Annotated in this window: 24 protein-coding genes; 13 read left to right on the plus strand and 11 right to left on the minus strand. The window is 57.3% G+C overall.

The features are described from left to right. Window positions 1-41: 41 nt before the first annotated feature. Window positions 42-2,996 (minus strand): FtsX-like permease family protein, encoded by a 2,955-nt coding sequence (locus GXX95_06415; protein NLT37773.1) that lies wholly within the window; start codon window positions 2,994-2,996, stop codon window positions 42-44. 22 nt (window positions 2,997-3,018) lie between these two features. Beyond that, a complete protein-coding gene (locus tag GXX95_06420; GenBank protein NLT37774.1) occupies window positions 3,019-3,738 on the minus strand; it encodes an ABC transporter ATP-binding protein in 720 nt (239 codons plus the stop codon). Window positions 3,739-3,911: 173 nt separating this feature from the next. Between GXX95_06420 and GXX95_06425 the strand changes: the two genes are divergently transcribed. Beyond that, the gene (locus tag GXX95_06425; protein NLT37775.1) at window positions 3,912-4,358 is read left to right on the plus strand and encodes a hypothetical protein; all 447 of its coding nucleotides are present in this window, start codon (window positions 3,912-3,914) and stop codon (window positions 4,356-4,358) included. Window positions 4,359-4,380: 22 nt separating this feature from the next. On the opposite strand, the gene GXX95_06430 is transcribed toward GXX95_06425, so the two are convergent. Next, window positions 4,381-6,111 carry a hypothetical protein gene (locus tag GXX95_06430; GenBank protein ID NLT37776.1) on the minus strand — a complete coding sequence of 577 codons (1,731 nt, stop codon included), beginning with the start codon at window positions 6,109-6,111 and terminating at the stop codon, window positions 4,381-4,383. A 167-nt stretch (window positions 6,112-6,278) separates the two neighbouring features. Between GXX95_06430 and GXX95_06435 the strand changes: the two genes are divergently transcribed. The 12 genes from GXX95_06435 (at window position 6,279) to flaJ (ending at window position 16,421) form a co-directional block, all read left to right on the plus strand. Further along, the gene (locus GXX95_06435; GenBank protein ID NLT37777.1) at window positions 6,279-7,100 is read left to right on the plus strand and encodes a 4Fe-4S binding protein; all 822 of its coding nucleotides are present in this window, start codon (window positions 6,279-6,281) and stop codon (window positions 7,098-7,100) included. 71 nt (window positions 7,101-7,171) lie between these two features. Then, window positions 7,172-7,435: a hypothetical protein gene (locus GXX95_06440; GenBank protein ID NLT37778.1), complete on the plus strand. Its 264-nt coding sequence runs from the start codon at window positions 7,172-7,174 to the stop codon at window positions 7,433-7,435. 40 nt (window positions 7,436-7,475) lie between these two features. Next, window positions 7,476-8,033, plus strand: coding sequence for a hypothetical protein (locus GXX95_06445; protein NLT37779.1), 558 nt, complete (start codon window positions 7,476-7,478; stop codon window positions 8,031-8,033). 93 nt (window positions 8,034-8,126) lie between these two features. Beyond that, entirely contained in the window at window positions 8,127-8,519 is a 393-nt protein-coding gene (locus tag GXX95_06450) for a universal stress protein (GenBank protein NLT37780.1), read from the plus strand. Window positions 8,520-8,582: 63 nt separating this feature from the next. Then, on the plus strand, window positions 8,583-9,425 hold the full coding sequence (locus GXX95_06455) for a hypothetical protein (GenBank protein NLT37781.1): 843 nt from the start codon (window positions 8,583-8,585) through the stop codon (window positions 9,423-9,425). Between the two features lie 284 nt (window positions 9,426-9,709). Next, the gene (locus GXX95_06460) at window positions 9,710-10,336 is read left to right on the plus strand and encodes a hypothetical protein (GenBank protein ID NLT37782.1); all 627 of its coding nucleotides are present in this window, start codon (window positions 9,710-9,712) and stop codon (window positions 10,334-10,336) included. A 106-nt stretch (window positions 10,337-10,442) separates the two neighbouring features. After that, a complete protein-coding gene (locus tag GXX95_06465; GenBank protein ID NLT37783.1) occupies window positions 10,443-11,462 on the plus strand; it encodes a hypothetical protein in 1,020 nt (339 codons plus the stop codon). After that, window positions 11,462-11,878, plus strand: a complete 417-nt coding sequence (locus tag GXX95_06470; GenBank protein ID NLT37784.1) for a fla cluster protein FlaF — start codon at window positions 11,462-11,464, stop codon at window positions 11,876-11,878. Before GXX95_06465 ends, GXX95_06470 begins: the two co-directional genes overlap by 1 nt. Window positions 11,879-11,887: 9 nt before the next feature. Beyond that, a complete protein-coding gene (locus GXX95_06475; GenBank protein ID NLT37785.1) occupies window positions 11,888-12,325 on the plus strand; it encodes a hypothetical protein in 438 nt (145 codons plus the stop codon). Window positions 12,326-12,360: 35 nt separating this feature from the next. Continuing rightward, on the plus strand, window positions 12,361-13,083 hold the full coding sequence (locus tag GXX95_06480) for an AAA family ATPase (protein NLT37786.1): 723 nt from the start codon (window positions 12,361-12,363) through the stop codon (window positions 13,081-13,083). Further along, the gene (locus tag GXX95_06485; protein NLT37787.1) at window positions 13,083-14,729 is read left to right on the plus strand and encodes a type II/IV secretion system ATPase subunit; all 1,647 of its coding nucleotides are present in this window, start codon (window positions 13,083-13,085) and stop codon (window positions 14,727-14,729) included. The genes GXX95_06480 and GXX95_06485 overlap by 1 nt, the downstream gene beginning before the upstream one ends. Window positions 14,730-14,738: 9 nt before the next feature. Next, complete coding sequence (flaJ, locus tag GXX95_06490; protein ID NLT37788.1) at window positions 14,739-16,421, plus strand: archaellar assembly protein FlaJ; 1,683 nt, start codon at window positions 14,739-14,741, stop codon at window positions 16,419-16,421. Window positions 16,422-16,592: 171 nt separating this feature from the next. On the opposite strand, the gene GXX95_06495 is transcribed toward flaJ, so the two are convergent. The 8 genes from GXX95_06495 to GXX95_06530 are packed head-to-tail and all read right to left on the minus strand — an operon-like array spanning window position 16,593 to window position 25,358. Continuing rightward, entirely contained in the window at window positions 16,593-17,171 is a 579-nt protein-coding gene (locus GXX95_06495; protein ID NLT37789.1) for a chemotaxis protein CheD, read from the minus strand. Between the two features lie 5 nt (window positions 17,172-17,176). Further along, complete coding sequence (locus GXX95_06500; GenBank protein NLT37790.1) at window positions 17,177-17,797, minus strand: hypothetical protein; 621 nt, start codon at window positions 17,795-17,797, stop codon at window positions 17,177-17,179. 5 nt (window positions 17,798-17,802) lie between these two features. Further along, window positions 17,803-18,462: a hypothetical protein gene (locus GXX95_06505; GenBank protein ID NLT37791.1), complete on the minus strand. Its 660-nt coding sequence runs from the start codon at window positions 18,460-18,462 to the stop codon at window positions 17,803-17,805. Next, on the minus strand, window positions 18,459-20,423 hold the full coding sequence (locus GXX95_06510) for a chemotaxis protein CheA (GenBank protein NLT37792.1): 1,965 nt from the start codon (window positions 20,421-20,423) through the stop codon (window positions 18,459-18,461). The genes GXX95_06505 and GXX95_06510 overlap by 4 nt, the downstream gene beginning before the upstream one ends. 1 nt (window position 20,424) lies before the next feature. Continuing rightward, window positions 20,425-21,453, minus strand: a complete 1,029-nt coding sequence (locus GXX95_06515) for a chemotaxis response regulator protein-glutamate methylesterase (GenBank protein ID NLT37793.1) — start codon at window positions 21,451-21,453, stop codon at window positions 20,425-20,427. Window positions 21,454-21,458: 5 nt separating this feature from the next. Next, entirely contained in the window at window positions 21,459-21,827 is a 369-nt protein-coding gene (locus tag GXX95_06520; GenBank protein ID NLT37794.1) for a response regulator, read from the minus strand. Further along, the gene (locus GXX95_06525) at window positions 21,824-22,369 is read right to left on the minus strand and encodes a chemotaxis protein CheW (protein NLT37795.1); all 546 of its coding nucleotides are present in this window, start codon (window positions 22,367-22,369) and stop codon (window positions 21,824-21,826) included. Before GXX95_06525 ends, GXX95_06520 begins: the two co-directional genes overlap by 4 nt. A gap of 13 nt (window positions 22,370-22,382) precedes the next feature. Next, window positions 22,383-25,358, minus strand: coding sequence for a PAS domain-containing protein (locus tag GXX95_06530; GenBank protein ID NLT37796.1), 2,976 nt, complete (start codon window positions 25,356-25,358; stop codon window positions 22,383-22,385). Window positions 25,359-25,482: the final 124 nt, after the last annotated feature.

Consider the following 25,482-nt stretch of genomic DNA (forward strand, 5'->3'; position numbering starts at 1 on the left):
ATCATCAATCCTGCGTTTCTAGGCGCACTTCCTTATGTAGCCTATTCGAAGCGCAGGACCTCCGCCGGCGAAACTTTGCTCGCCCCCCTGGCCGCCGGGTACACGCTTAAAAGCGTGGCCACGAAGGCCAAGCCTCCAACAAGAAGTATCGGACCCCACGCGATGATGAAGTCGAACTCCATATCCCGGAACCCCGATTCCCATAGCTGGTACCCGACGATGATCCCCAGGAGCGTTCCGATGCCGATGCCCAGGACGGCCACGAAGGCGGACTCCAGGGCGAAGTTGGTGACCACCATCCTCCTGGTGTAGCCGATGGCGCGCATCATGCCGATCTCGATGGTCCTCTCCCTTATGGAGCGTATGGTTATGATGCCTAGACCGGTTATCCCGATGATGAGCCCCAGGGCCAGGAACGCCTTGATGAGGTTGAATATGCCGTCTATCTGGCTGACCACCTGCTGGGCAAGGCTCTTGAGAGGGATGGTAGACACTCCGTACTGCCAGAACTGGTTCTGCAGCAGGACCGCCTGCTTTTCCGCGTCGGCGTCTGCGGCGAGCTGGATTAGGAAGAGGTTGGTGCCCTCCACGCCGAGCTCCTCCCTCACAAATCTCTGGTCCATGAAGATGCCGTTGAAGGAGCTCTGCTTCATGATGCCCACGACTGTGACCGTCACGTTCTGTCCAGACCCGTCGGTCATTTCCACCGCATCGTTCACCCTCACACCGGCGAGGTTCCGGGAGCCGAAGCCCATGCCATACTGGCTCTCCACCTCCCCCGCGGACCCGTCCACGATGGCGAGGGAAGGGTCTGTAAGCACCGCGTTCCAGACCTCCGCCTCCGATGCGTAGCGGTCGTGGTCCCACTCCTTCAAGGGATAGTGGCCCTCGGTGTACAAACGTTCGTTCACACCTATGACGCTGTAGAACAGATCCAATTCGTCAGAGGTGTTGGTGACTGGGTCCACACGCTCGATGGTGACCCTGGGTAGGGCCATGCTCAGCTGCACGATGTTGGTGACGTTGGCCTTGTCCACCAGCTCATCCGTGGAGTTGATGCCGTCCCACATGTCCACGGGGACACCGGAGAAGGCGAGGACGTCGAAGCCTCCGGAGGTCTGGTCGATTATCTTTGGAATGCCCACCCCCAGCATTCCCGAGATCATCGATAGGGTGGTAATGGTGAAGATGACCAGTCCGAAGATGAAGATGCTAAGGGCGGTTCGCATCTTTGCCCTCAGCGGATAAGATATGGCGGTCATCGTCACCGCCCCGTAGCCTCCCTTGGCGGGCACGAGGCGGGTGAAGATGCGGATGATGATGTCGGAGTTGAACATGACCACTGTGAGCAGGGAGACCACCATGAACACTCCCGCGATCACGAACATCTCTATGTTGCCGGTATAGGGGAAAATCTCAAAGCCCTTTGGAAGCCACACGAACAGGGTTGCCAGCCCCGCGACGGTCCAGGCGATGCGATCGCCGGCATACTTGCGCAGGAGCAGGCCGGTGGACATCGTTGCCAGGGACAGCCCGCTCTGGGCCGCCGCCAGGTTCTCGCGGTTCATCCCCACGAGCATGATGACCACCCCGACGGCGAGTATGAGCAGGCCGAGGCGCAGCAGGCCCTTATCATCCCTGAGCCTCGGCGGCTCGGGGATGTTGCGGACAGCGCGCACGATGTTGAGCTTCGATATCCTGAAAGTGACCAGGTATACCGTGATCAGGGTCAGGGTGAAGCCGGCCAGGTAGGCGAGGACGAGGGACAGAGGTGTGAAGGTGAAGTACCTGCTGATCTGCAATCCGCCTATGTCGATGACGGCCGTGGCCGCGTGTATGAGGACGAATGCCAGGACCAGGCCGGCCATCGTGCCTATGATCGAGGCTATGGAAGCATAGATCCACCCCTCGTAGGTGAACAGCTTCTGCAGGTGCCCGCGCTTCATGCCCACCGCCCGGGCCGTTCCCATCTCACCCTTCCTCTCCTCCCCCAGCATCGTGAAGATGTTTATGATGAGCGCTATTCCCGCGATTATCGAGAACGACCCGAAAACGAAGAACAGGGAGATGAACATGGACACCGCCGACCGTCCATCGGTGATGGCCCGATCGCGGTCCCCGCTGATCTCCAGGTTCAGTTCCGGCTGCATGACGAGGGTGGCGTTCAGGTCCGTACGGGCATCCTCCACATGGTGGCGACCCTCCTCGTCGAGGGACACCAATAGGGTACTGACCATCCCCTCCTGGTCACCGAGGGTTTGCAGGTCCCCGAGACTGAGGAACACATCGGAGCCCAGCCCGGCGAGCCCCGAGTCCCGTACCAGGACGGCATTAACTATCATGATGTGGAATTGGTCATGGACCAGCAGCATGTCGTGGCCATCACTGATGTCCAACTTGTTCGCGAGGTCAGGCGACACGTAGGCTTGACCTCCAGAGGGGACCGTGCGGATGATATCGCCATCCAGGGCAACCAGGCCCCCCAGATCACGCAGGCCCTCGTCCGTCAACCCCATGACCTCGATGTTGGGCGATGATAAATTGGAGACGGCATCCTTGATGTTCATCGTCATTTGGAGGACCCATTCCGCCCCGTCCACCGATCCCAGACCGTGGACCGAGTCCCTGAGAGCGGTGACCTCGGAGAGGTGGTACGATCCGGTACTGTTGGCACCTGCCCCCGTACCACTGACGGTGAAATCGATGTCGCCATAGCTCTGAACGACCTCGCCCACGATCATGTTGTCCAGGGTGTCTCCGACGACCAGAGAGGCGGAGATTATCGCTGTCCCTACCATCAGACCGCCCAGCACCAGGGCGGTGGTGGATGGTCTCCTGATGACATTGCGCACGGACATCGTCAGGAGGATGCGGTTTCCGAAGGCGTCAATGAGCACGAAGAGCGTGATGAGGCCGATGATGGCTAGAACCGCATAGGTCAGAGGGAGCGTGACCAGGGCGACGGCCATAAGGACGATGGCCACTATGGCCGCCAACGCCGTTCTGAGGGAGATCGCCTCACCCCAGCTGACCTATCTCGTCGGCAATGTGCTCCACATTGCCGTTGGTGGTGACGATGTTACCATCCCGCATGTGTATGATGCGGTCGCACCTCGCGCCCACCTCTGGGTCATGGGTCACGATGATGAAAGTCTGCCCGTTCTCCTTGTTGAGACGCCGCATCAGCGACACCACATCATCCGAGGTCCGCACGTCCAGGTCACCGGTGGGCTCGTCGGCCCAAACGATCGCCGGTGTATTGGACAGAGCTCGGGCGATGGTCACCCTCTGCCTCTCGCCCCCGGACAGGGCATTGGGGCGCAGATCGGCCCGCTGGGACAGACCCACGGTATCCAGAAGCTCCAAGGCCTTGCTGCGGGCCTCCTGTTGGGGCGTGCCGGCGATCAGGAGCGGGAGCTCCACGTTCTCGGTGGCCGTGAGCACCGGCAGCAGATTATAGAACTGGAATATGAAGCCCATCCGCCTGGCGCGGAAGTTGGTCTTGGAGTTGTCGTTCATCGAGGTGATCTCCTGGTCCTCGATGTAGATCTTGCCAGAGGTAACATCGTCAATGCCCGAGAGACAGTTCAGGAGGGTGGTCTTGCCACAGCCCGAGGGGCCCATTATGGCCACCATCTCCCCCTTCTCTATCTCCATGGTGATGCCCTTCAAGGCCTGGACGGTGATATCCCCGGTGACATAGGTCTTGACTACCCCCTCGCAGCGGATGATCGACATGGCGTACCCTTCCACCGACAAGTGAGGGCTGGATAAAAAAACATGGTGGCGATTATCCCTCTTGGTGCCTTGGAATGCCCGAGAATGGTTCGGACACAGACTATCGATGATGTCCTTATCTGAAATGTGAACTCACGGCGTTACGAATAAATGCCCGCTGACGGTGTTGACCGATGATGTCCGTAAGAACCCGGCAGTGCCCCGAGTGCCAGGCCGCGGTCCCCTTGAGAACAAGGTACTGTCCAGACTGCAATGCCACGGTCAATCCCAACGCCCCCGAGGACCCTATAAAGAAGACCCGGGAAGAGGGAGAGGTGAAGAGCCTGGTCCTGATGGGCATCGGGGGAATGCTGCTGTTCTTCAGCTTCGGGTTCTTCCTCCCTGCCATGCTTTCGGAGCCGGGTTTCCTGTGGGTGTCTGTCCCTCTCTTCGTGATCGGTGCTTCCCTGTTCGCCGGGGCTTGGTTCGTCAGGAGAGGGACCAGCAGGCGGGTTGCCTCCATGGAGAGGGACCTGCACGTGCGTTGCGAGTATTGCGGGGGCACCAATCACAGGAACGATCATCGCTGCGCCTTCTGCGGCGCGCCGATAATCGACAGGGCCTCGTCTGACCTGAACTGACCGGAAGACCTCCATCGTCTCCCTATTGCCCGCTGGACCGGGCGATGCTGGACATATCGAACTTCTCCTCCTTCCAGCTCCCCTCCGGGAATATCAGCTCGAAGCGAGCGCCTCTTCCCTCCTCGCCCGCTTCCCGGATGGCCCCTCCGGACATGACCATGATCTGACTGGCGACATAGAGCCCCATGCTGCCATGGGGGTTGAAGTCCCTGTCGAACACCGCCGGCTTCACATCCGCCGGTATGCCCACACCGTCGTCCTCGTAGAACACGACGCAGGAGCCGTTGTCGATCCGGTATCCAATGTTGATGTGGAAGGCCTTCTTGCCGTGTTTACGACTGTTGTTCAGCAGTATGGTGAAGACCTTCTCCAGCATGGGGTCGGCGAGGACGCTGAGCGGCCCCAGGTCGGAATGTACGTCCAGCCCCTCGGAGGCCCCCGAGGTCTTGGCCTTGGCCAGCACCAACTGCATCCACTGCCACATGGGGTCCGATCTCCCCAGGCTCTGATAGTCGGTGGCGAAGTTGAACTGGCGCTCTATGTACTTGACCGCCTCCTTGATGCGATCACCATAACGTGCCATGTCCTCGCTCTTAAGATGGCCGGAGGAGATGAGCTCGCTGTAACCGTGGATCACTCCCACCTGGTTCATGGTATCATGGCGGACCACCATGGACATGATGCTCAGCTTGGTGTTCGCCTTCAGGAGCTGGTCCTTCATCCTCTTCTCCTCATCGATGTCCCTGATGATCAGCTGCACTCCCGTTCGGGCACCGCTCTGGTCGTTCATGGCCGTCGCCTGGATATCGTAGTAGTGGTCCACCTCATCCTTGGGGATGGACACCTCCAGGGACCGACCAGTGGAGATGGCGTCCTCCAGGTTCACGCTCATCAGGAAAGGCAGCGTATCCGCGCTCCTACGCTCCTTCCTGCCTCCTCGGGTGGCGTCGAGCATCTTCTCCGCAGAGGGATTTATATGGATTATATGGCCGCGGTTGTCGATCACCACCACTCCATCCTTCATCCTCTTCACCACGGTGTCCAGTGCTAGGGGTATGATGCTGAACAGCTCGTAGCGGTAGGCACCGATGAACAGGAGGGCCATGGACCCGGCGAACGCCAGGATCATCAGGAAAGTGAAGGGGATCTCAGTGAGGTTCAGGAGGCCGATGATGGCGGCTACCGCGGGAAGGGTGCATGACCCCAGCACCATGCCGACCTGCTGGCGCAGGTATCTCGAGGATCGGAAGTAGGTGGTAAGGAGGAGGTAGAAGCTTATGGCACCCATAAGGAAGGAGAATATCACAAGGAGGTAGAACCAGGGGCCGTAGGTAGGCACGAACGTCTGCATGTACGCGCTGGAGGGTTGCGCCACCGAGGTATAGAAGGAGTGGTGAAAATCGTTCGTCCACAACATCGCCAGCGCCAGGGTGGGGACGGCGAAAATGATGGCAAGGTTCCTCCGGTTCACCGCACTGTCCCGGCCTACGAACATCAACGTGAAGATCAAAAATAGGGGTGGAATGAAGACGTTTGAGATATACTCCAGATCGTTCCAGAACAGCATTTCTGGCATGGTACCGCTCAGTAGTTCCAGAAGATACGTGGTCGATAACCATGCGATGGCGATCAAGAGGAGTATGAACGGCTTCTTGGTGCGAAGGTCGCTCATCCTCCATGTTATGATCGCAAGGCCAACGGACAGCGTGCTGGAGAAGAGCAGTGGGACAGAGAGAATGGTCTCGTCGATCATATGGGCCGACAAACCGGTTGGATGGATATAAATCTTGGACCATGATTCTCTTAAGTACATCAATTCTGGATGGGCCTATGACCTGAGGTTCTAAACATCGGCGCAAGGGATAAGATACGATATCCTGTTCGGGTATCGTGAGCGCGAGAACGGACATCGCATCCCGCATGATCAAGGTCGGATTTCAGCAGCGGTTCTTGATGGCCCGAATGACCCGCTTGCCCATCCTGGGCAGGGCCATGGAGTTCGTGTTCTTCGAGGAGGATAGGATGATCTACCTCCCCAAGGACACCGTGGCCATGTCCACTCGCGCGACCACGATAGAAGTGGTCAGGCCGGTCTCGCAGACCAACGTAGTCCTGCCATCGCAGGTGATAGACCATTTCCTTCAACAGTCAAGGTACATCTTCATCATGAACCACTGCATGTGCCGGCGCTCAAACCACTGCCAGCACTACCCTGAGGACCTGGGATGCGTGTTCCTGGGCGCAGGGGTCCTCAAGATCTCCCCGGCCATGGGGCATATGGCCACGGTGGAGGAGGCCATGGAACATATGCGCAAGGGAAGGGAGAGGGGACTGGTGCATCTGATCGGCCGCAACAAGATCGACAGTGTGTGGTTGAACACCGGGCCCAAGGAGGAGCTGCTATCGATATGCAATTGCTGCGAGTGCTGCTGCCTGTGGAAGATGCTCCCTCAGCTCTCCGGATCGATCAGCAGCGGGGTCATGCGCATGCCGGGCGTGTCCTTGACGGTGACCGATAGGTGCGTCGGCTGCGGTTCATGCGTGGAGGACGGGACGTGTTTCGTGGGCGCCATCACCTTAAGGGAGGGCAAAGCCGTCATCGATGACGGTCTGTGCAAGGGATGCGGCCGGTGCGTGGAGCGCTGTCCCCAGGAAGCGATCGACATGTTCATCGACCCCCAAGTCTCCATTGCCCAGGCGGTGAGCACCATCGAGCCCCTGGTGGATATTCGCAAGGAGTGACTTGTTCTCGGGGACCGCATACGGAAAACGATATTTTTTTTAATCCGTGGATATCCTTCACAAGGATACCGATGAGTTCCCGCATCCTTACCATGGCCATGAGCACGCTCGGCCTGTTCTCGAGAGGAAAAGGCAGGACATCTCCGCCTCCATCCTCCGGCGACGATGCCTTCATACGTTGCCCGGCGTGCGGAAAGGTGCTCCATTCCACGATCTCGCGCTGCCCTTACTGCGCGGCGTTCCTCGAGGTCAAATGCCCCAATTGCGACCGCACCACCAACCGCATCCTGAGGAAGTGCCCGTTCTGCGAGGCTTCCCTTGAGGGGGCCCGGTAATAATTATATACTCTCTGTTATAACAATAAAGCCGATAAAATTGAGGGCGCTTAGGTGTAAGAAGGCTGAGGCGGGCATCGGTACCTCCATCATGCTCATCGCTCTGATATCCATTAGCGGGGTAGCTGGCTCCATGGTCATCGACAACACCTCCCTGACCGCCGAGCAGGCCCAGGATGTGGTCGATGAAACGCTGGACAACACCGTTACCTACCTCGACGTGAGAAGCGTGGTGGGAGTGTGCGATCCCGAACGCGAGCTCCTCACGAGCCTGGAGATGGTCGTCGTCATCGGACCTGGAAGTCAGAATGTCAACCTCAGCTCTATGGTGATTGAGCTGATGCTCCCCTGGGACCACGTGTTCCTGGCCAGCGGGGAGGGGGGGTTCAGCAGCGAGCGCATCCTCTCCGGTGGACTTGTCAACTCCACCTCCATCATCGGTGATGGCGACATCTTCGTGCTGAGCTTCGATCTGCCCAACGCCATCACCTGCGGGGAGGAGGTGCGGTTATCGCTGACGCCAGCAGAGGGATTCGTTAACTTCCTTATCCTAGATGTGCCCAGCACCCTGACGACCAGGTACGTGTCCCTTCGGTAGCGCTGAAGGCCATGCTGGATTTTTTTAGAATCAGAAATGATTTCCTAATCTTTTCTTTTAAATATTTTATGAAATATAATTCATTTGGTCCCGATGAATATCATTGTAGGCACAGATGGAAAGCCACATTCCGAGAAAGCTGTCGAGTTCTCCTTTGCTTATGCCAAGGCTTTCCGTGGTACTCTGTACATCATGTACATAGTAAGTCCCAAGGCCCAAGAGGACAAGGATAAGAACATCAAGAACGGGATGAGGGTCCTGGGCCGTGCCAAGATAAGGGCCTCGGAAGTGGGCGTTGACATCGCCACATTGTTGGAGGCGGGGGAACCTCAGGACACCATCCTCTTGGCGGCCGAAAAGCTGGATGCTGACTGTATCATATTGGGCTCATCAGGAGAGAAGAGCGGGCTGGCCAAGATCATGGGCACCAGCGTTTCGGAGACCATCTTCAAGAATGCCAACTGCACGGTCGTCGTAGTTCGGTAATGTTATTCGATTTGATACCGTCGTCTAAACTTTTTTTATGAGCAATCGACAGTCCATGTTCGAATGGAAAGAAGAAAGATACTGCTGTGGGTCAACATCGCCCTCATCATCTCGATCGTGATCAGCGGCATCTATCTTGCGCTCACCATCATGCAGGGGCCTCCCCCCGCCAACATACCTCAGAACGTATCCTTCAATGTGAAGTACATCAGCCCCACCCAAATGAAGGTGGAGTTCAACAACTTCTCCAATCCAATCGGTTTCACAGATGTGAGGATCAAGACTATGTCCCCGCTGGGGGATGTGTGCTTGGCGGATGTTCATGATGACGTCCTAGTGTACGAACAGGAGCCGGAGGGTTCGAACGATCCCAAGAGCCTGGCGAATATCACCATCTCTTCCACTGGGCCTCTGGAGAAGGGATCGTACTTCATCATGTCCAACTATCGGGATCTCACTAAGGGACCGTGGCTGTTCGAGATGGTCCACCGGTCAAGCAACATCATCGTCTCCAAGGGTTCCGTGATCGTTCCCGATATCAACTCTGCTCCCACAGGCTCCATCTCCGCTGTCATGGACGTGTCCGAGAGCGAGATCAAGCTAATGGTAGGGACCATCTCGCCCAGCACCGAGCTTTCATATTGCTATATAGACGTCCTGGGACCGGACATGACCGTCCAGACGATGTACCTGAACGATACCAGCTCCATGATCATGCTTATGATCGATGATACCCAGGTGAAGATGGTGGATGCCGACAGCAACGGTCTTATGAGCTCAGGGGATTATATTGATCTAAGAAGGTGGTCCGGAGCCTTATCCGAAGGCCAGTGGTCGGTGGAGGTCAAGTATGCGTTCACCGGCGAGATCATCGCGTACGCGTATTTCCCCGTTCAATTCCTGTGAAGCAATATGAAAAAATGAGTGAACCAAAGAACAACTGGCTTTGAGAAACCATCTCATAGTTTTATTTGATAATTAATATTTCTTGGTATCAAAAATACAAATCAGTTATGATTTTCAAATCTTTTCTTTTATATATCTCGGAGGTGAATTTTGATTTAACTGCCTGATGAGAGCGAGCTACATCCCTAGGATGGTAGCCCGTTGCAATCTATGCAGACGAAGCGTCCCGGAACAAGGAGTATGATATACTCTTGTTCGGGCAAGAACCGAATGGAGGTCTAGAAATGGGATTGAACAAGAAGTTCGTAAAAATGAGAAACGACAAGCGCGCTGAAATGGGCGTCGGTACGATGATCGTATTCATCGCGATGGTCCTTGTGGCCGCGGTCGCCGCGTCTGTACTGATCAGCACTGCGAACACCGTGAGGGAGCAGGCTCAGTCCACTGGTGACCAGGCAATCAACAATGTTGCTTCTGGATTCATTGTCCAGGATGTCATCGGCCAGGTCAACAAGACCAACTACCAGTACATTGACAACATCACTATCTACCTCAGGCTCGCTGCTGGCAGCCCCCAGATCAACATGAACAACGTCATGATCTCTCTGCTGTCCGATACCACCAACCTGTACCAGAGCATGGACCAGACCATCGATGACGACACCTACACCGCTGACGTCGAGAAGTCCATCTCCGGGAACACCTGGACCAGCGATATGACCACCTCTCACGTCGTCGGCCAGGGTGACCTGATAAAGATTACCGTGTCCAACCACGCTGGGGACCTGAACATCGGCTTCAACCAGCTCGGTGTGATCAAGATCATGCCGGCCTACGGCCAGCTGTCCCTGATCACCTTCACCACCTCCGAGGCTTTCACCCCCGGTATTGAGTGGGTTACCCTGAACTAAACAGGGTAAGAAACCTTTTTCTTTTTATTATAATAAACACCACCCATCCACCATCACTATCACAAGCATCACCAGTTTCACAACATCACTATCCAGAGGTATCCAGATGAAGGCTGTCCGCAACGTTACTATCTACCCGTTGGTCTCGACCCTGGCCATCTTGTCGTTCAAGAAGAAGGGTGGCAAGGGCTCCGACCTTGGAGGCATCTCCGCCTCCTCGGAAGATCTGGACCTGGAGGGCGGAAGCCTATCGCTCAGCGACCTTGGAGGAAGCCTCGGCAGCCTCTCCAAGCTGGGGGACAAGAAGGACAAGAAGAAGGGAAAGAACGACCTAGGTGATCTCGGCAGTCTCGGCGGTAGCATCGGGGGCAGCCTCGGTGGGGGCCTGGGCGACGATATCCTTTCCAGCCTGTCCTCGGGCGGAGGTCGCGCTGACGATAAGAAGTTCATGGAGATCGAGGCTAGCGTCAACGACCTGAAGAAGCAGGCGGAGACCGCAGATCTCAACAGCAAAGCTACAAAGAACGAGATAGAGTCCATGAAGAAGGACCTGTCCGAGATCAATGGTTCCATCAAGAGCCTGCTGAACGTGTACGAGGCGGTCAGCCGGCAGTACAACCCGTTCGTCGATGATGACAAGCATGGTGCTGTCGCACCGTCCGCGGGCGATGATGACATCCCCATGGATGACAACCTCTCCCTGGGTAGCCTGAACACGCTCAAGGACGCGAAGTCCATGCCCTCTCCCGTCATCGACGAGTGCGGCCCCCTGGACCGAGTGGTGAGGCCGGACGACGAGGAAGAGGAAGAGGACTTCAGCAACTTACAGGGAATGGACAGCATCAAGATCTCACCAGATGTGCTGGGAAAGGTCGAGCTGAGGGCTCCGACACCCGCCGCGGCCCCGGAACCGGAGGACGACGCCCCCGCGAGGCCACGGTCAAGAGTGGCTTCCTCATTGCCGTCATCGGTCGATCCCTACGCTTTGGAGCAGGTGCACAAGTTGGTGGAGTACCAGCTGAGCAAGGTATATCGCGCCAAGCTCATAGGAGATGATCTGGACCAGGATGAGGTGGAGGCCCTAGACCGCTGGATGAGCGAGTTCAAGCGCCTAGGAGGCGGTTGATGGGGCTGAGCATCTCAGCTTCTGCTGCCATCATCTTCGTCGCATCGGTCATCGTGTTCGGAAACCTCCTCGCAGCGTTCGATAATTTCGAACAGGCCCTGGTCGATGCGCGGAGAGAATCTCAGGACCGCCAGGACGGGATCCTGCATGATCGCATTTCCATTACTGCAGTGGACGTTGAAAATCGTACCGTGACCCTCCTCAATGAGGGCACCGAGACCTTGTCGATCAGTTCGTTAGATGTGTTCCTGAACGGAACGCTCAGCGATGATGCCATAGTATCGACGTCCGTGGACGGCAGCACCGGCACCAACATCTGGTTCCCGCTGGAGACCCTGGTCATCACCGTCGGCAGCAGCTTGAACGACACCCTCATCCGGGTGGTGGACGCCAATGGCGTGGCCGCCTATCACTGAGGCACGAACATGGCCGACAGTTCGTTCACACACATGCTGTTCTTCATCGCCGCCATTGTGGTGGCGGTCTCTATTTCTGGTGTCATCATCGGCATCTCCAACTCGATGGTGCAGGAGCTCAAGGTAAAGACCAACGCTCTGGAGACGGAGATAGGAACGGACATCGAGATCGTTAACGATCCGAGGAGGGTCCCCTACGCCGACGGGAACCTCACGATCTACCTGAAGAACGTAGGTGATATTACTTTAAAATATAATAACATCGCAATCCTTATAGATGGCCAGTACGTCAATGAGACGTCCGTGGTAAACGAATATACCGGGGGCATATGGACTGTCGGAAATACCGTGGAGATGCATATAGTGGTGGCACTGGGCGCAGGGGACCATGAGGTCAAGGCCGTCATGCCCAACGCCGTGTCCGATACCATGGCATTCCGCATCTGATGAAACAATAATGAATTTACGAGGTGAGAAATGAGATGAGCGGAGCATTACTGGAGGCCGGTGCAGCTCGTCAGGACCTCTATAGCATTCATCTCAAACAGGACGAGCTTGCTCTCAAGATGGGGGGTGGAATACCCCGAGGTAGCACCATGCTGATCGAGGGGGGCGAGGGCTCGGGAAGGAGCGTTCTCAGCCAGCGCATCCTATACGGCCTTCTCGCGAATGGATATACCGCCACCTATGTTAGCACGGAGATGACCCTGCGTGACTTCATCGACCAGATGTACTCCCTGGAATACAAGGTCGACAAGTACCTGCTCAGCGGCGCTTTCCAGTACTTCCCCGTCTACCCTCTTCTGGGCAAATCCCGCAACCGGAGCGACTTCCTTCTCAAGCTGATGACCTCTCCCCAGCTCTACAGCAAGGAGATCCTCATCATCGATTCCTTCTCCACACTCACCAAGGACAGCCTGGACGAGCGCAACTGCATTCAGTACATGGGTTTCCTGAAGAAGCAGATGAAGCTCGATAAGACCATCCTGATGACCACCGACGAGACCTGCAAGGCCGTAGATCCTCTTCGCCAAGCATCGGACATCTACATGGCCATCAAGATGAAGCCCTCTGGTCAGGGCATGGTGCGCATGGTCAATATCATGAGGTACCAAAGGGCCAAGCACAAGGTAGATGACCAGATGAAGATCAGGATCGAACCGGGCATAGGCCTGGTGATCGAGATCACCGAGGTGTCCGGTTAATGGTTGTTGTCGATCCCGCCCTGGAAAAGGCGGCCAAGGGGAACATCTATCTTCGGGAGTACATCGATGAGCTGAAGAAGGTCACCAACGTCCTTCCGAAGTACTACGAGAACCTGTCGGTCAAGGACCTTGCCGATATCAGGAAGAACGCCATCCTTGACCCCAACTCCGCGAACGTCATCTATAAGATCGGCAACGGCCACATCCACATCGATGCCCTGCGTTCACGGTACGTGAGCATCGAACACAAGTTGGACATGGAGGAGAAGGAGAAGCTCCGCATCATCAAGGATTCGATCCTGGAAAAGGCCACGCACGAGGAGTCGGTGGAGACCAAGGAGGACCTGATACGTATCCTGGAGAAGCTCTTCGACATGTCCGTGGAGGTGGTGAGCGGCAGGAACAAGAAGGCTAAGAAGACCAGCGGCAAGGTCCAGGTCAATCAGAAGGAGTACGAGATCCTAAAATATTATATTAACAGGGATATAGTAGGTTATGGACCTATAGAACCACTTATCCTCGACCCATACATCGAGGATGTCCACCTCATAGGCACGGGAAAGGTTAGGGTCTCCCATAAGGCGTTCCAATACGGTCTGGAGACGAACGTAAGGTTCGATGATGACGTCTCCCTCAACGAGTTCTTCATCTCCATCTCCGAGCGCATGGGACGGCCGGTAAGCGCATCCAAACCCATAGTCGACGGGACGCTGCCGGATGGGTCCCGTATCAACATGATCTACTCCAACGACATCAGCGCCAGGGGCTCCTCCTGCACCATCCGTAAATTCAGCGCTGAGCCCATCTCACCCATCCAGCTCATCAAGTTCGGTACCTTCTCCCCCGAGTTCGTGGCATATATCTGGCTGTGCCTGGAGAATAAGATGAACGTCATCCTCTCCGGGGAGACCGCGTCCGGAAAGACCACCGCTCTGAACGCCATCCTGTCCTTCATCGACCACCGGGGGAAGATCTACTCTGTGGAGGATACTCCCGAGGTCAAACCCCCTCAGAAGGGATGGCAGCGGTGCGTCACCAGGGAATCCGGTCCCGAGGAGGCCAGGGTCACCATGTTCGATCTCCTGCGTGCGGCCTTGAGGTCCCGTCCGGACTACATCGTCATCGGTGAGATCAGAGGTGAGGAGGGGCGTGTCGCCTTCCAATGCATGCAGACCGGTATCCCGGTCATGGCCACCTTTCACGCCTCCAACGCCACTAAGTTCATCCAGAGGATGACCGGACAACCTATCAACATCCCCATGTCGTTCATCGATAACGTCAATGTCATCATCTTCCAGTCCGCGGTGAACGTGAACCGCAGGTTCCTCAGGAGGGTCACCAACGTGGAGGAGTTCATGGGTTATTCCAAGGAGGACGGCGGGGTCCTGACCAGGAACGTCTTCAAGTGGGACTCCGCTACCGACAAGCTGTACTTCCGCGGCAACAACAACAGCTACATCCTGGAGAAGAGGATCGCCGCAGAACACGGTTACACAGAGCCCAAAGACATATACAAGGACCTTAGACAGAGGGAGAAGATCATCCAAAAGATGGTCGACCTGGATATCACAGGATATCATGAGGTCAACAAGATTTTAAGCGACTACTACGAGTATGGCCCGAACTCCCTACCGTTCACGGTATGAGGCGGACCAATGAAGATCGATGTTTGGCTGCGCGACCTCAAGATGAGCAAGGAGGCCTACTTCCGGCTGGTGCTTATCTCAGTGGTGATGTTCGGCCTGGTCGTCCCCATGATGATGACCCTGCTACTGGCGGACATCGTGGGGTCCCCCACCATCTACATAATGTATGTCCTTCCCATCTTCGCGGTTATCGTCATCCTTCTCCTGCCTGCCGTGTACACGGGCAAGCGGAAGACCAACGTGGACAGCAACATGCCAATGTTCGTGACCACCATGGCCGCGTTGTCCACGTCCGACATGTCCTTCGACAAGGTGTTCTACATTCTCTCGGAGAAGAAGGAGTTCGGACAGCTGGCCGAGGATGCCAAGCAAGTCTATCGCCTTCTGAAGCACTACAGCGTAGGCGCGGCCGAGGCTTGCCGTTTCGTGGCCCAGAGGACCTCCAGCCAGCTGGAGGGCGACTTCTTCCAGCGGCTGTCCCACTCGCTGGACGTCGGTGAGAAGCTCGACCGGTTCATGAAGAACGAGCATGACGTCATGATGGACGAGTTCATCCTCAAGTCCGATTCCGCCCTCAAGGACCTGGAGTTCGTCAAGGACATATACACGGGCATCACCACCTCCCTCATCTTCACCGCCGTGTTCGTCGCCATCACTCCTGTGCTGGGAAGCAGCGACATAGACATGCTGCTGTTCGGCGTGGTGGCGTCCTTCGTGGCCATGGAGGCGTTCTTCATCTTCTTCCTCAAGACCAAACTGCCCAAGGAGTGCATCTGGTACGGTTGGCGGCTGAAGATGAAGCGGGGCCTGATAAATGATTCCGACCGTCTGGTCTTCACGGCCACCCTGATCGCGATATTCGGGATAATCCTCTTGTCTTTCGTGATGCTTCCGTCAGGCTTCCCCATGACCTTCGTGGCCTCGACCATATTCCTTCCCGCGCTGTTCCCAGGAGTGCTCATCATGCGGGAGGAGAGGAAGATCGAGAAGAGGGACAACCTGTACGGGGCCTTCATCCGTTCCCTCGGCCGTTCATCGGAGGTCAGCGGTACCACCATGGCGGATGGCGTGAAAAAACTGGCCATGCACAAGTTCGGGCCTCTGACCGACATGATCAAGAACCTCTCCAAGAGGCTGGCCATGCACATCAACGCCACGGAGTCCTGGAGACATTTCTCGGCGGAGACCTCCAGCAGCCTCATCGAACGTTTCGGGGAGATGTACGTCCTGTGCATCCAGAACGGTTCCAAGCCCGAGGCGACGAGCATCTTCATCAGCAACAACATGTTCAAGGTCCTGACGATTAGGAAGCGGAGGCAGACCATCGGCTCGTCCTTCGTCGGCCTGCTCTATGGGATCATGGTCTCCCTGTCGGTCACCCTCTACGTGACCGTGGGGATCGTCGACTACATGGGCCAGGTGATGGGCGATCTGGCGATAAGCAACCCTGACTTCATCTCCGGCGGATTTCTCACCAATATCTTCTCGGGGTCCTACTCCACGGCAGGCATAGAGCTGATGACGTTCAGCGTGATATTCGTCCATGCATTGATGTCTTCACTGATGCTCCCCATGCTGAAGGGCGGACACATGGCCGGCGCCATCATCCACTTCATCGCCCTAATGTGGATCGGCTCGGTCGGTGGGTTCATGGCCGAGATCATGATTGGCGGACTGATGAGCAGCGGTTGAGACCTTTCCCTCGATGAGGAGAACGGTCCGTCAACAAGCACTTGAGAGAGCACATCGTTCACACGGCACCACAGGCGAGAGGTCTTTGTGCCCCATCTCTGCGCTCCTCGTAGGTCCAGTTTTGAAAAAACAATGAAAAACAGGGAGAATTGGATAAAAAAAGCAGGAGGATCAGATCTGGCTGACCTCTCCGTTCTTCTGGATACGTATGCTCCCATCAACAGAGTTGAAGAAGATGGTACGGCCCTTGGTGCCGCCCACGTCCTCGGCCAGTAGGGGTATGTTCTCTTTCTTAAGGGTCTCCTTGGCGACCACAGAGTTGCGCTGTCCGATGTTGAGCGTGTCCGATGAGATGAAGGAGAACATCTGCGCGCCTCCGGCGATCTTGGCCCTCAGCAGCGGCTTGCGGGCACCCATCTCCACCAGCTCATCGACCATCAGCATGACCGCGGAATCCGCATACTTGGAAGCTTTGGTCTTGTCCCTGCCCTCCTCGTACTTGGGAAGCATGGCGTGTATGAGCCCACCTATCTGGCTGGAGATATCGAAGATGGCAATGCCCACGCAGGATCCCAGACCTAGGCACACCAACTTCTCAGGGGCGTGCACGACCTGGTACTCGCCCACGCCCACGACCGCGTCCCCGTCGACGTAATGAGCCTGGCATGGCTGGACCTCGTCCACCCGGCGGGCGAGAGTAACCCTTTTTTCCTCCTCAATGGCTAGGCCTTCGGCCCTTCGTTCTATCATCTCTATCACATCGAGCCGAACTTTTCGATCAGGACAAGCTGGGATTCGCGGTCAGGAATGTAGAGCATGAAGCCGAAACCCGTGTTCGTTCCGTACTTGAACATGGTCTTGATCACCACGGAGGAATCGGAGTCCGCTTCCACCAGGGCAGCGGGGAACTGCAGGATGGCCCGCAGCATGTCCACAGCCACTCCGGGAGGTGAGGGCATCATGGTGATGTCAGTGAATCGGGATACTGCGTTGAGATATGCCGAGGCACAGATGTTGCCGATCTCGCAGATGGCATCCTGGTCCATCTCGTCGAGGCAGTGGCTCTCGTCATGCTCCCGCCCCAGGATCAGGTCCGTCAGCTCTATGGCCATCTGCTCGCTCACGACCAGCATGATCCCTCCCCTGCTCTTGCCCAGGGCCTCGAGGAACACTGCCACCACCGTCTCCTCAGTGGTGGAGAACGCCGTGGGCAGCTCCTGGGTGCTGCAGACGAAGCAGTCAGACACCTCGATCATTATGTCCTTGTGCACGAGCTCGGAGAGGGCGGTGGAGGCATGAGCGGCACCGATGGTGCCGATCTCCCTGAGACCGTCCATGATCATCTCGTTGTGTTCCCGGCCCTCGGTCAAGGTCAAGTGTCTCACAACCCGAACTTGGAGAAGGTGGCCATCTGCGACTCGGCGTCCACGCCAAAGCGCTTGAAGGTGAGGTTCTGGGTCTTGGGGTCGGGAACGTAGATGATGGCTCCTTGGAACCTCTGATCGCTATCAACATAGTTGGTCTCGATCCTGATGACCTTGGACTCATGAAGGTGCTTCAAGACATCGGGGAACTTCAAGCGGTCCTCCAGCTTGTCCACCGACACTGTGGGCGAGTTAGGGATGAGGTCGATGGACAGGAACTTGGACAGGGGTATGAGATAACGGCGGATGCAGATATCGCCCATCTCCACCATCACCTCGTGGTCCTCCTCGGTCATGGCCCGGTTGGGGTCATGGGGGCGTCCCAGGAGCAGGTCGGACAGGTAGATGGCGATCTTCTCCGGGAATATCATGTATAGGCAGCTCTTGCTGTCACCGATCTCGATCTTTACAGTGGCCAGATGCGTTCCCAGGTCCCCGAAGCGGTTGGGGAGGGAGTCCATGGGCATTACCCGGCATTCGGTGACATCGATGAGGATGTCGGTCTTCACCAGCTCGGTCAGGGCCGTGGAGGCGTGAGAGGCCCCTACATTGCCCAGTTCCCTGAGAGCGTCCATCTGCAGTTCGTCAATCTCCATCTCGTTCGTTTCTGTGCTCATATGAAAGCCCCCACATCGAGGATCATCGCTACCTTACCATCACCCAGGATGGTCGCTCCCGAGAAGTACCCGGTCTGCCTCAGGTCCTTCCCTAAGTTCTTCACCACTATCTCCTGCTGGCCGATCAACCGTGACACCAGCAGGCAAGCCCTGTTCTCATTCTTCTCCACGATTATCGCCGGCATCTCCCGGACGATCTCGCTGCTGCCACCGAACTCGTTGTGGATGTTCAGGATGGGCAGGACCTCGTTCCGCAGCTTGAACACCCCATTATCGCCAATGGTATGGACAGCGTCCATCGGCACCCTCACCGTCTCCCTGACGTTCTCCAGAGGGATGGCGTACTTCTCCGAGTTGACCTCCACCAGCATGGCCCTTATGATGGACATGCTTGGCGGCAGCTTGAGCGTGATCTTGCTCCCCTTCCCGTAGGTGGAGTCCAGGCGGACGGTTCCTCCCAGACCCTCGATCTTGGTCTTCACCACGTCCATGCCCACGCCCCTTCCAGAGAGGTCGCTGATCTTGTCGGCGGTGCTGAAGCCGGGCAGGAATATGAACTGCATCCTGGACCGCTCGTCCATGCGCTCCGCCTCGTCGGCGGTTATGAGGCCCTTGGAGACGGCCTTGGCGGTGATCTTCTTGATGTCCATGCCCTTTCCGTCGTCCTCGACGGTTATGACCACGTTCCCCTGCTCCTGGAATGCGGAGAGGATGATCGTTCCCTGGGGCTTCTTGCCCTTGGCGATGCGATCCTGCTTCTCCTCGATACCGTGGTCCACGGCGTTCCGGAGGAGGTGCACCAGGGCATCACCGATCTCGTCCAGCAGGCTGCGGTCGATCTCGATGTCGGTGCCCCGCATGACGAACTCGATCTCCTTGTTGTTGGCCTGGGCCAGGTCCCTCACGATGCGGGGGAAGCGCTTGAATATGAAGTCGACTTGGACCATCCTGGTCCGCAGCACCACGTCCTGCATCTCGCCCATGAGGCGGGTGTTGTTCTGCAGGGTCTGCTTCAGCTCACGGTGCTTCAGGTCGATGGCGATCTGATTGACGCGGATGTTGTTGATAACGATCTCGCCCACAAGGTCCAGCAGCTGGTCGAGCAGCTTGCTGCGGACACGGATGGTGGAGGCGGTGGACAGCCCCGACGAGGACCGGTCCTCGGCACCGGACGCTTCCTCCTTGACCTCTCCCCTGGCCTCCGTAGTTGCCGGAGCGGCGACGTTCATCGTCCATGGTGATAGTTCCACCAGGGCAACGCCCGTGACCCCGTTGACCGACTGAATGATCATCTCATCGCTCTTGTCGGTAAGGAGCAGATTGAGGAAGAAGGGAGTGTCGTCCGGCATGTCCGTGATCGCAGGCTGGCTGGTGGCGACCATCCCCACATTGGAAAGGTTGCGCACCGCCTGGTAGGCGCGCCCCTCCCTGAACTTGAGCTCAGGGGCGAATGTGATCTTGACCTGCACGGGCCTCTTGCCCAGGGCCATGGCCTCATCCACCTGGGTCTTCTGGACCGGCGTTATCTGAACGGTAGTGAGCTCCTTGGCCTTCTCCGCCTTGGGCTTGGCAGTGGAACTGGTGCTGTCACGGGCCTGCTTCATCTTGGCGATCAGCTCCGTGACGTCGAGATTGGTGGTCCCGTCCTTCTCCAGCTGGCATAGCATCTTCTCTATCTTGTCCACGCCGGTGAAGAGCAGCTGGATCATCGACCTCTCCGGCACCTCCTTCCGTTTGCGAAGGATATCGAAAAGGTCCTCCATGATATGGGCCAGCTCACTGATGTGACTGACGCCGATTACCCCCGCGGAGCCCTTTACGGTGTGGACCACGCGGAAGGCCTCGTTCATCTGCTCTTCATTGAAGCCGCTCTCCTCGAGGCTCAGCAACACGCTGTTGACCGTCTGGAGCTGGTCCCGGGTCTCCTCGATGAAAACGTCAATATATTTTGAGCTGTCCATGTTACATCCCCGTGCTAAGCATAAGTACGATGTTCTTGGCGATATCTTCCAGCGGAACAATGCGGTCCGCTGCCCCTAGGTCCACCACGGCCTTGGGCATGCCGTAGACCACACACGTCTCTTCGTTCTGAACGACGGTCTTACCACCGTTGCGCTTGATGAGCTTCATACCTTCCGCTCCGTCCGAGCCCATCCCCGTCAGGATAACCCCGACCGTCCGGGGACCGTAGATGGGCGCGACCGTGTTCATCAGCACGTCCACTGCTGGACGCACGTAATTCACCTTAGGACCATCGTCCAGCATCAGCTTTCGGCCGTTGAGGAGCAGATGCTTGTTGCCCGGGGCCAGGTACACATGGCCCTTGTGGATCTCCTCCCCGTCCTCGGCCTCCTTGACCTCGAGGGGCGACGTCATGTCAAGCCGTTCCGCGAACGATCTGGTGAACCCCTCGGGCATGTGCTGCACCACCAGCACCGGCGCGGGCAGGTTGCCCGGAAGTCGTGAGAGCACCTCCGGAAGGGACTTGGGCCCTCCGGTGGAGCAACCGATGACCACTATCCAATCACCGCTCAGCGTGGGGATGATGGATGGCTGTATAGACCTCACCGATGGTCGTGAATGATGGACCTTCGCTCTCGCGGCCGCCTTGACCTTTTCCACGATGGTGTCCCCCACCCGCTCCAGGTCCAATGAGAGGGACCCCGAGGTCTTGGGGATGAACTCCACCGCCCCCAGCTCCAGCGCTTTGAAGGTTATGTCCGCCTGGCGCTTGTCCATGGAGCTGAGCATGACCACCGGTCGCGGGAACTCGGCCATAATGTGCTGCAGCGACGTAAGCCCGTCCATGACAGGCATCTCGATGTCCATGGTGACCACGTCCGGATTGAGCGTGCGGACCTTTTCCAAGGCCTCCAACCCGTTGCGGGCCGCGCCCACCACTTCCAGGTCCTGATCGGACGACAGGAGGTCGGTGATGATGCGGCGCATCACGATGGAATCGTCGACAACAAGCACAGTATGTTTGTTCAATTAGTTCATCTCGCGGTCTTCATGGCAGCTTCGATCAGTTCCTTGTTCTCGAACGGTTTCACGAGGAACTCCTTGGCCCCGTTGTCCATCGCCTGCATTACCAGGTTCTTCTGGTTCAGTCCGCTGACGATGATGATGCGGGCGTCCTTGTCGAGATCCATCATCTTCTTGACCACGTCGGTCCCGTGCTCTCCGGGCATGATTATGTCCATCGTGACCAGGTCCGGGTTCAGCTTGGGATACTGCTCCAACGCTTCCTTTCCGTTCTTTGCCTGTCCCACGACCTCGAAACCCTCCTTGGTCAGGACATCCTTGATCATCGCTCTCATGACCATCGAGTCGTCAACGATCATTACTTTCTTCGGGTTGCTCATTTTGATACCTCTGCTGTTGCCATCGCGTTAGATGTCGTATGGGGCGCGGCCTCGCCGATGCCCAGTCTTGCCTTCTCACCTTCGGACATTATGCATCCGAGGTCAAGCATCATCACCAGTTTGTCCCCAAGCTTGCATATGCCAGTGAGGGAGTTCGTCTCCACCCCGACGCTGAGGGTCTTGGGGGGAGGGGAGATATTGCTGCGCGAGATGCGCATGACATCCTCCACCGCGTCCACCATTATCCCCAGCTGGCTGTCGCCGATCTCGGCGACGATGATGCGGGATTGGGCGGTACGTCCCGTGCCGGCGACTATGCCGAACCTCTTCTTGAGGTCGATGACAGTGGTGATCTGTCCACGGAGGTTCATGACCCCCTCGATGTAATCTGGCATCTTCGGTATGCGAGTGATGTCCTCGACCTTGCCGATCTCGCGGACCTGGGAGACGTTGACGGCGAAGGTCTCCTTACCTAGCTTGAAGGAGACGATCTGCTCCTCGTCCCCGGATATCTCCACCTTCTCTCGCTTCCTACGGGCCATGTGTTCCCCTCCTTCAGATCGCCTCTATTCCTCTCTTGGCAAGGGCTTCCCTGACCTTGGAGGGGACCTTGGCGTCGGAAGAGGCCTTCTTCTTATCCAGCCTCTTCACTGGAACGGGCGCGGCCTCGGCCTCGGCCTGCATCTGGAACTCGTCTATCTTGAACTGGGCGGTCATCTTCTTGAGGTTGATGGCCATCTCCGAAAGGGACTGGGCCCGGGCGGTCATGTCCTCCATGCTCGCCGTAAGCTCCTCGGTGGAGGAAGCGGACTCCTCGGACGCGGAAGCGGTCTCCTCGGCGATGGAAGCGATGCCGTCCACGGCCTTGGCGGCGGTCTGCGTGCCCTCCTTCTGGTTGTCCATGAGGCTGGCGATGGCCTTCATCTCCGTGGATGAGTGCACGACGGCCTGCAGGATGTCCTGGAAGGCCGCACCGGTCTGGTCCACTATTTGGATGCCCTCGGCCGCGGTCTTGGTCCCGACCTTCATGGCCTCCACGGCCTTGTTGGTCTCCAGCTGGACCTCCTTGATCATCTTGGCGATGCGCTCGGCCGCCTCGCGGCTGTCCTCGGCGAGGTTCTTGACCTCCTCCGCGACCACCGCGAACCCGCGGCCCTGCTCTCCCGCCCTGGCGGCCTCGATGGCGGCGTTGAGAGCGAGGAGGTTGGTCTGATCGGAAATGCCCGTGATCACCCCGACGATCTCTCCGATCTCCTCGGACCGCTTGCCCAGGGTCTCGATGACCTTGGCGGACTCCTCCACGACCTTGGCGATCTCCTGCATCTTCTTGACGGTGTTATCGACCGCTCCCTTGCCCCTGGCCGCGCTCTCCTCACCCTTCTTGGCAGAGGTGGTGGCGGACTGGGCCTTGTCCACGACCTGGATGACGGAGGTGGACATGTTGGCCATGATCTTGGCGGTCTCATCGACCTGAGTGGCCTGGCTCTGCGCGCCCTTGCTGATCTGCTGGATAGCGGCGGAGACCTGCTCGGTGGAGGCGTTCATCTCCTCCGCGGAGGATGCCAGCTCCTGTGACGTGGCCGAAACGGTCTCGATGGAGTTGTTGACCTCCTTGAGCAGACCGGTGAGGCTCTCGCCTATGGAGTCGAGGGAGCTGGCGAACTTTGCGAAGTCGCCCTTCGTCTCGATGGCGAACCTGGCGGTGAGGTCCCCGTTCGCATAGGAGTCGGCGATCCTCATCGCCTCGTTTATTGGCACTATGACCGCGTCGAGGGTGTTGTTCACACCTTGGACGATGTTGCGGTACTCGCCCTTATGCTTGGAGGCATCGGCCCGGTTCTCCAACCGGCCGTCCACGCCGGCAAGCGCGAGCATCTTGGTGTCGTCAACAAGCGCCTTTATGGAGTCGCGGACCTGCATAACGCTGTTGTTAAGGTCAACATACAATTGATGGACTCCTCTGGTGTAATCGTCGGCCTCAGCAACATTGGCCTCGAAGTTCAGATTGCCCTCGGCCATAAGGCCCATGTTGTGGGTGACCTTGGCGAACTCGGCCTGACGGAACTTGGCCTCACGGACCTTGGCCGTCGCGTCCTGAATCACCTCAACGTGCCCGATGGGGTCTCCCTTGGCGTTCCTGATGTAGCTAACATCGACCTGGAGGGCCTTGCCATCACGATCGGACGTGGTGCTGCACTCCCCTTGTCGGAACCGGACGATACCGCAGTTCTTGGTCCTGCATATGGGTCCGTTCCACTCGTGACAAGGTTTGCCGACGAGGTCCTTGCGGTCCCTCTTAAGGATCTTGATGGAGGCGTTGTTGAGGTAGGTCATGTTCATGTCCATATCGGTAACGGACAGGGGGAAGGGCACGGCATCCAGGATCTGCTCGTACCAGAACATCTTCTCCACCACCACATCAATGGAGTTGTTGACACCGGCGATCAGCTGCTGGTACACGCCCTGATGCCTTGCCAGGTCTGCGCGCTTGGAGAACTCCCCCTTCGCTACAGACGTGGTCAGCATGTTGGCATCCACGACCGCGGCCCCGATGTTGTCGATGCATGTGTTGATGTTGTTCTTCAGGGTGTTCATGTCTCCCTTGAACTCGACCTCGATCTTCTGGGAGAGGTCCCCCTTGGCGATCTTCTCGATGGTAGCGGCCGCGGTGATCATGGGGTTGGTGAGGGCCTGAAGGCAGCCGTTGATGGCCATGACGATGGAACGGTAGTTACCCTCGAACTTGGAGGCATCGGCCCGAGCCTTCAGGTCACCGGCCAGGGTGCTTTCCACCAGCCTCATTGTCTCCTTGGTGATCTCCGTCTCCTTGCTTATGTCCATGAGCACCTCCACGGCACCCACGACGTTGCCTTGGGAGTCCTTCAGGGGCCCTACCATTCCCCGAACTGGCATGTCGCCGGAGGGGAGGTGGGCGACGGCGTCGCCGATGAGGACCTTGTCCTCGCTCATGGCCCTGCGGGTGGCGCAGTTGCCATCCTTGCACTTGTTGGTGTTCATGAGCTCATAGCAGGGCCTGCCCTTGACCTGGTCCAGAGATTTTCCTACCGTTCGCAAGGCGACCCCGTTCATATAGGAGACCTTGAAGCTCTTGTCCATGACCAGGATGGGTATGGGCAGGCTGTTGAGATAGTCGAAGGCAGCACTGTTCTGCCTGTCAATCTTTCTCAGGAAACACATGGAGCCACTGCGTTTTCCATTCTTCAGCAGGGGTGTGGCAGAGATGAGGCAAGTTACCTCGGCATCACGATTGTCCTCGAACTTGAGCTCAACGTCGCTCACTGTCTTGCCTTCTGCAATGGCATCGTACACCGGGCAACCCTTCTTCCCCAGAGAGCCGTTGAACACATCCCGGACCCTCATACCAACGGCCTCACTGGCGGTGATTCCCGTCAGCTCCTCGGCGCCCTTATTGAAGAAAGTGATCTTCGTGTTCTCATCTGCAACATAAGCGGCCATCGGCATCGCGGCGACCATCTGTTCGCTCACGGATCCTTCAGATTGTGCGTCCATTGTGTCTCCTCCAAAGATTGTTGCTGCTCTGATGATTAGCTTAATTTTATAGAAATGAAAAAATTGATGAGTATTTATGCGTTAAGAGCTTGCTATCGGATATGATTACGGGAAAAAAAACAAG

Origin of the sequence: Methanomassiliicoccus sp. (genome assembly GCA_012719175.1) — an archaeon.
Lineage (GTDB): Archaea > Thermoplasmatota > Thermoplasmata > Methanomassiliicoccales > Methanomassiliicoccaceae > UBA6.

What these genes read in the sequence shown, in the direction of transcription:
- GXX95_06420 (NLT37774.1), bottom strand. Translation starts at nt 3,738, where the DNA reads ATGTCGATCATCCGCTGCGAGGGGGTAGTCAAGACCTATGTCACCGGG.
- GXX95_06425 (NLT37775.1), top strand. Translation starts at nt 3,912, where the DNA reads ATGATGTCCGTAAGAACCCGGCAGTGCCCCGAGTGCCAGGCCGCGGTC.
- GXX95_06430 (NLT37776.1), bottom strand. Translation starts at nt 6,111, where the DNA reads ATGATCGACGAGACCATTCTCTCTGTCCCACTGCTCTTCTCCAGCACG.
- GXX95_06435 (NLT37777.1), top strand. Translation starts at nt 6,279, where the DNA reads ATGATCAAGGTCGGATTTCAGCAGCGGTTCTTGATGGCCCGAATGACC.
- GXX95_06440 (NLT37778.1), top strand. Translation starts at nt 7,172, where the DNA reads ATGAGTTCCCGCATCCTTACCATGGCCATGAGCACGCTCGGCCTGTTC.
- GXX95_06450 (NLT37780.1), top strand. Translation starts at nt 8,127, where the DNA reads ATGAATATCATTGTAGGCACAGATGGAAAGCCACATTCCGAGAAAGCT.
- GXX95_06455 (NLT37781.1), top strand. Translation starts at nt 8,583, where the DNA reads ATGGAAAGAAGAAAGATACTGCTGTGGGTCAACATCGCCCTCATCATC.
- GXX95_06460 (NLT37782.1), top strand. Translation starts at nt 9,710, where the DNA reads ATGGGATTGAACAAGAAGTTCGTAAAAATGAGAAACGACAAGCGCGCT.
- GXX95_06465 (NLT37783.1), top strand. Translation starts at nt 10,443, where the DNA reads ATGAAGGCTGTCCGCAACGTTACTATCTACCCGTTGGTCTCGACCCTG.
- GXX95_06470 (NLT37784.1), top strand. Translation starts at nt 11,462, where the DNA reads ATGGGGCTGAGCATCTCAGCTTCTGCTGCCATCATCTTCGTCGCATCG.
- GXX95_06475 (NLT37785.1), top strand. Translation starts at nt 11,888, where the DNA reads ATGGCCGACAGTTCGTTCACACACATGCTGTTCTTCATCGCCGCCATT.
- GXX95_06480 (NLT37786.1), top strand. Translation starts at nt 12,361, where the DNA reads ATGAGCGGAGCATTACTGGAGGCCGGTGCAGCTCGTCAGGACCTCTAT.
- GXX95_06485 (NLT37787.1), top strand. Translation starts at nt 13,083, where the DNA reads ATGGTTGTTGTCGATCCCGCCCTGGAAAAGGCGGCCAAGGGGAACATC.
- flaJ (NLT37788.1), top strand. Translation starts at nt 14,739, where the DNA reads ATGAAGATCGATGTTTGGCTGCGCGACCTCAAGATGAGCAAGGAGGCC.
- GXX95_06495 (NLT37789.1), bottom strand. Translation starts at nt 17,171, where the DNA reads ATGATAGAACGAAGGGCCGAAGGCCTAGCCATTGAGGAGGAAAAAAGG.
- GXX95_06505 (NLT37791.1), bottom strand. Translation starts at nt 18,462, where the DNA reads ATGAGCACAGAAACGAACGAGATGGAGATTGACGAACTGCAGATGGAC.
- GXX95_06510 (NLT37792.1), bottom strand. Translation starts at nt 20,423, where the DNA reads ATGGACAGCTCAAAATATATTGACGTTTTCATCGAGGAGACCCGGGAC.
- GXX95_06520 (NLT37794.1), bottom strand. Translation starts at nt 21,827, where the DNA reads ATGAGCAACCCGAAGAAAGTAATGATCGTTGACGACTCGATGGTCATG.
- GXX95_06525 (NLT37795.1), bottom strand. Translation starts at nt 22,369, where the DNA reads ATGGCCCGTAGGAAGCGAGAGAAGGTGGAGATATCCGGGGACGAGGAG.
- GXX95_06530 (NLT37796.1), bottom strand. Translation starts at nt 25,358, where the DNA reads ATGGACGCACAATCTGAAGGATCCGTGAGCGAACAGATGGTCGCCGCG.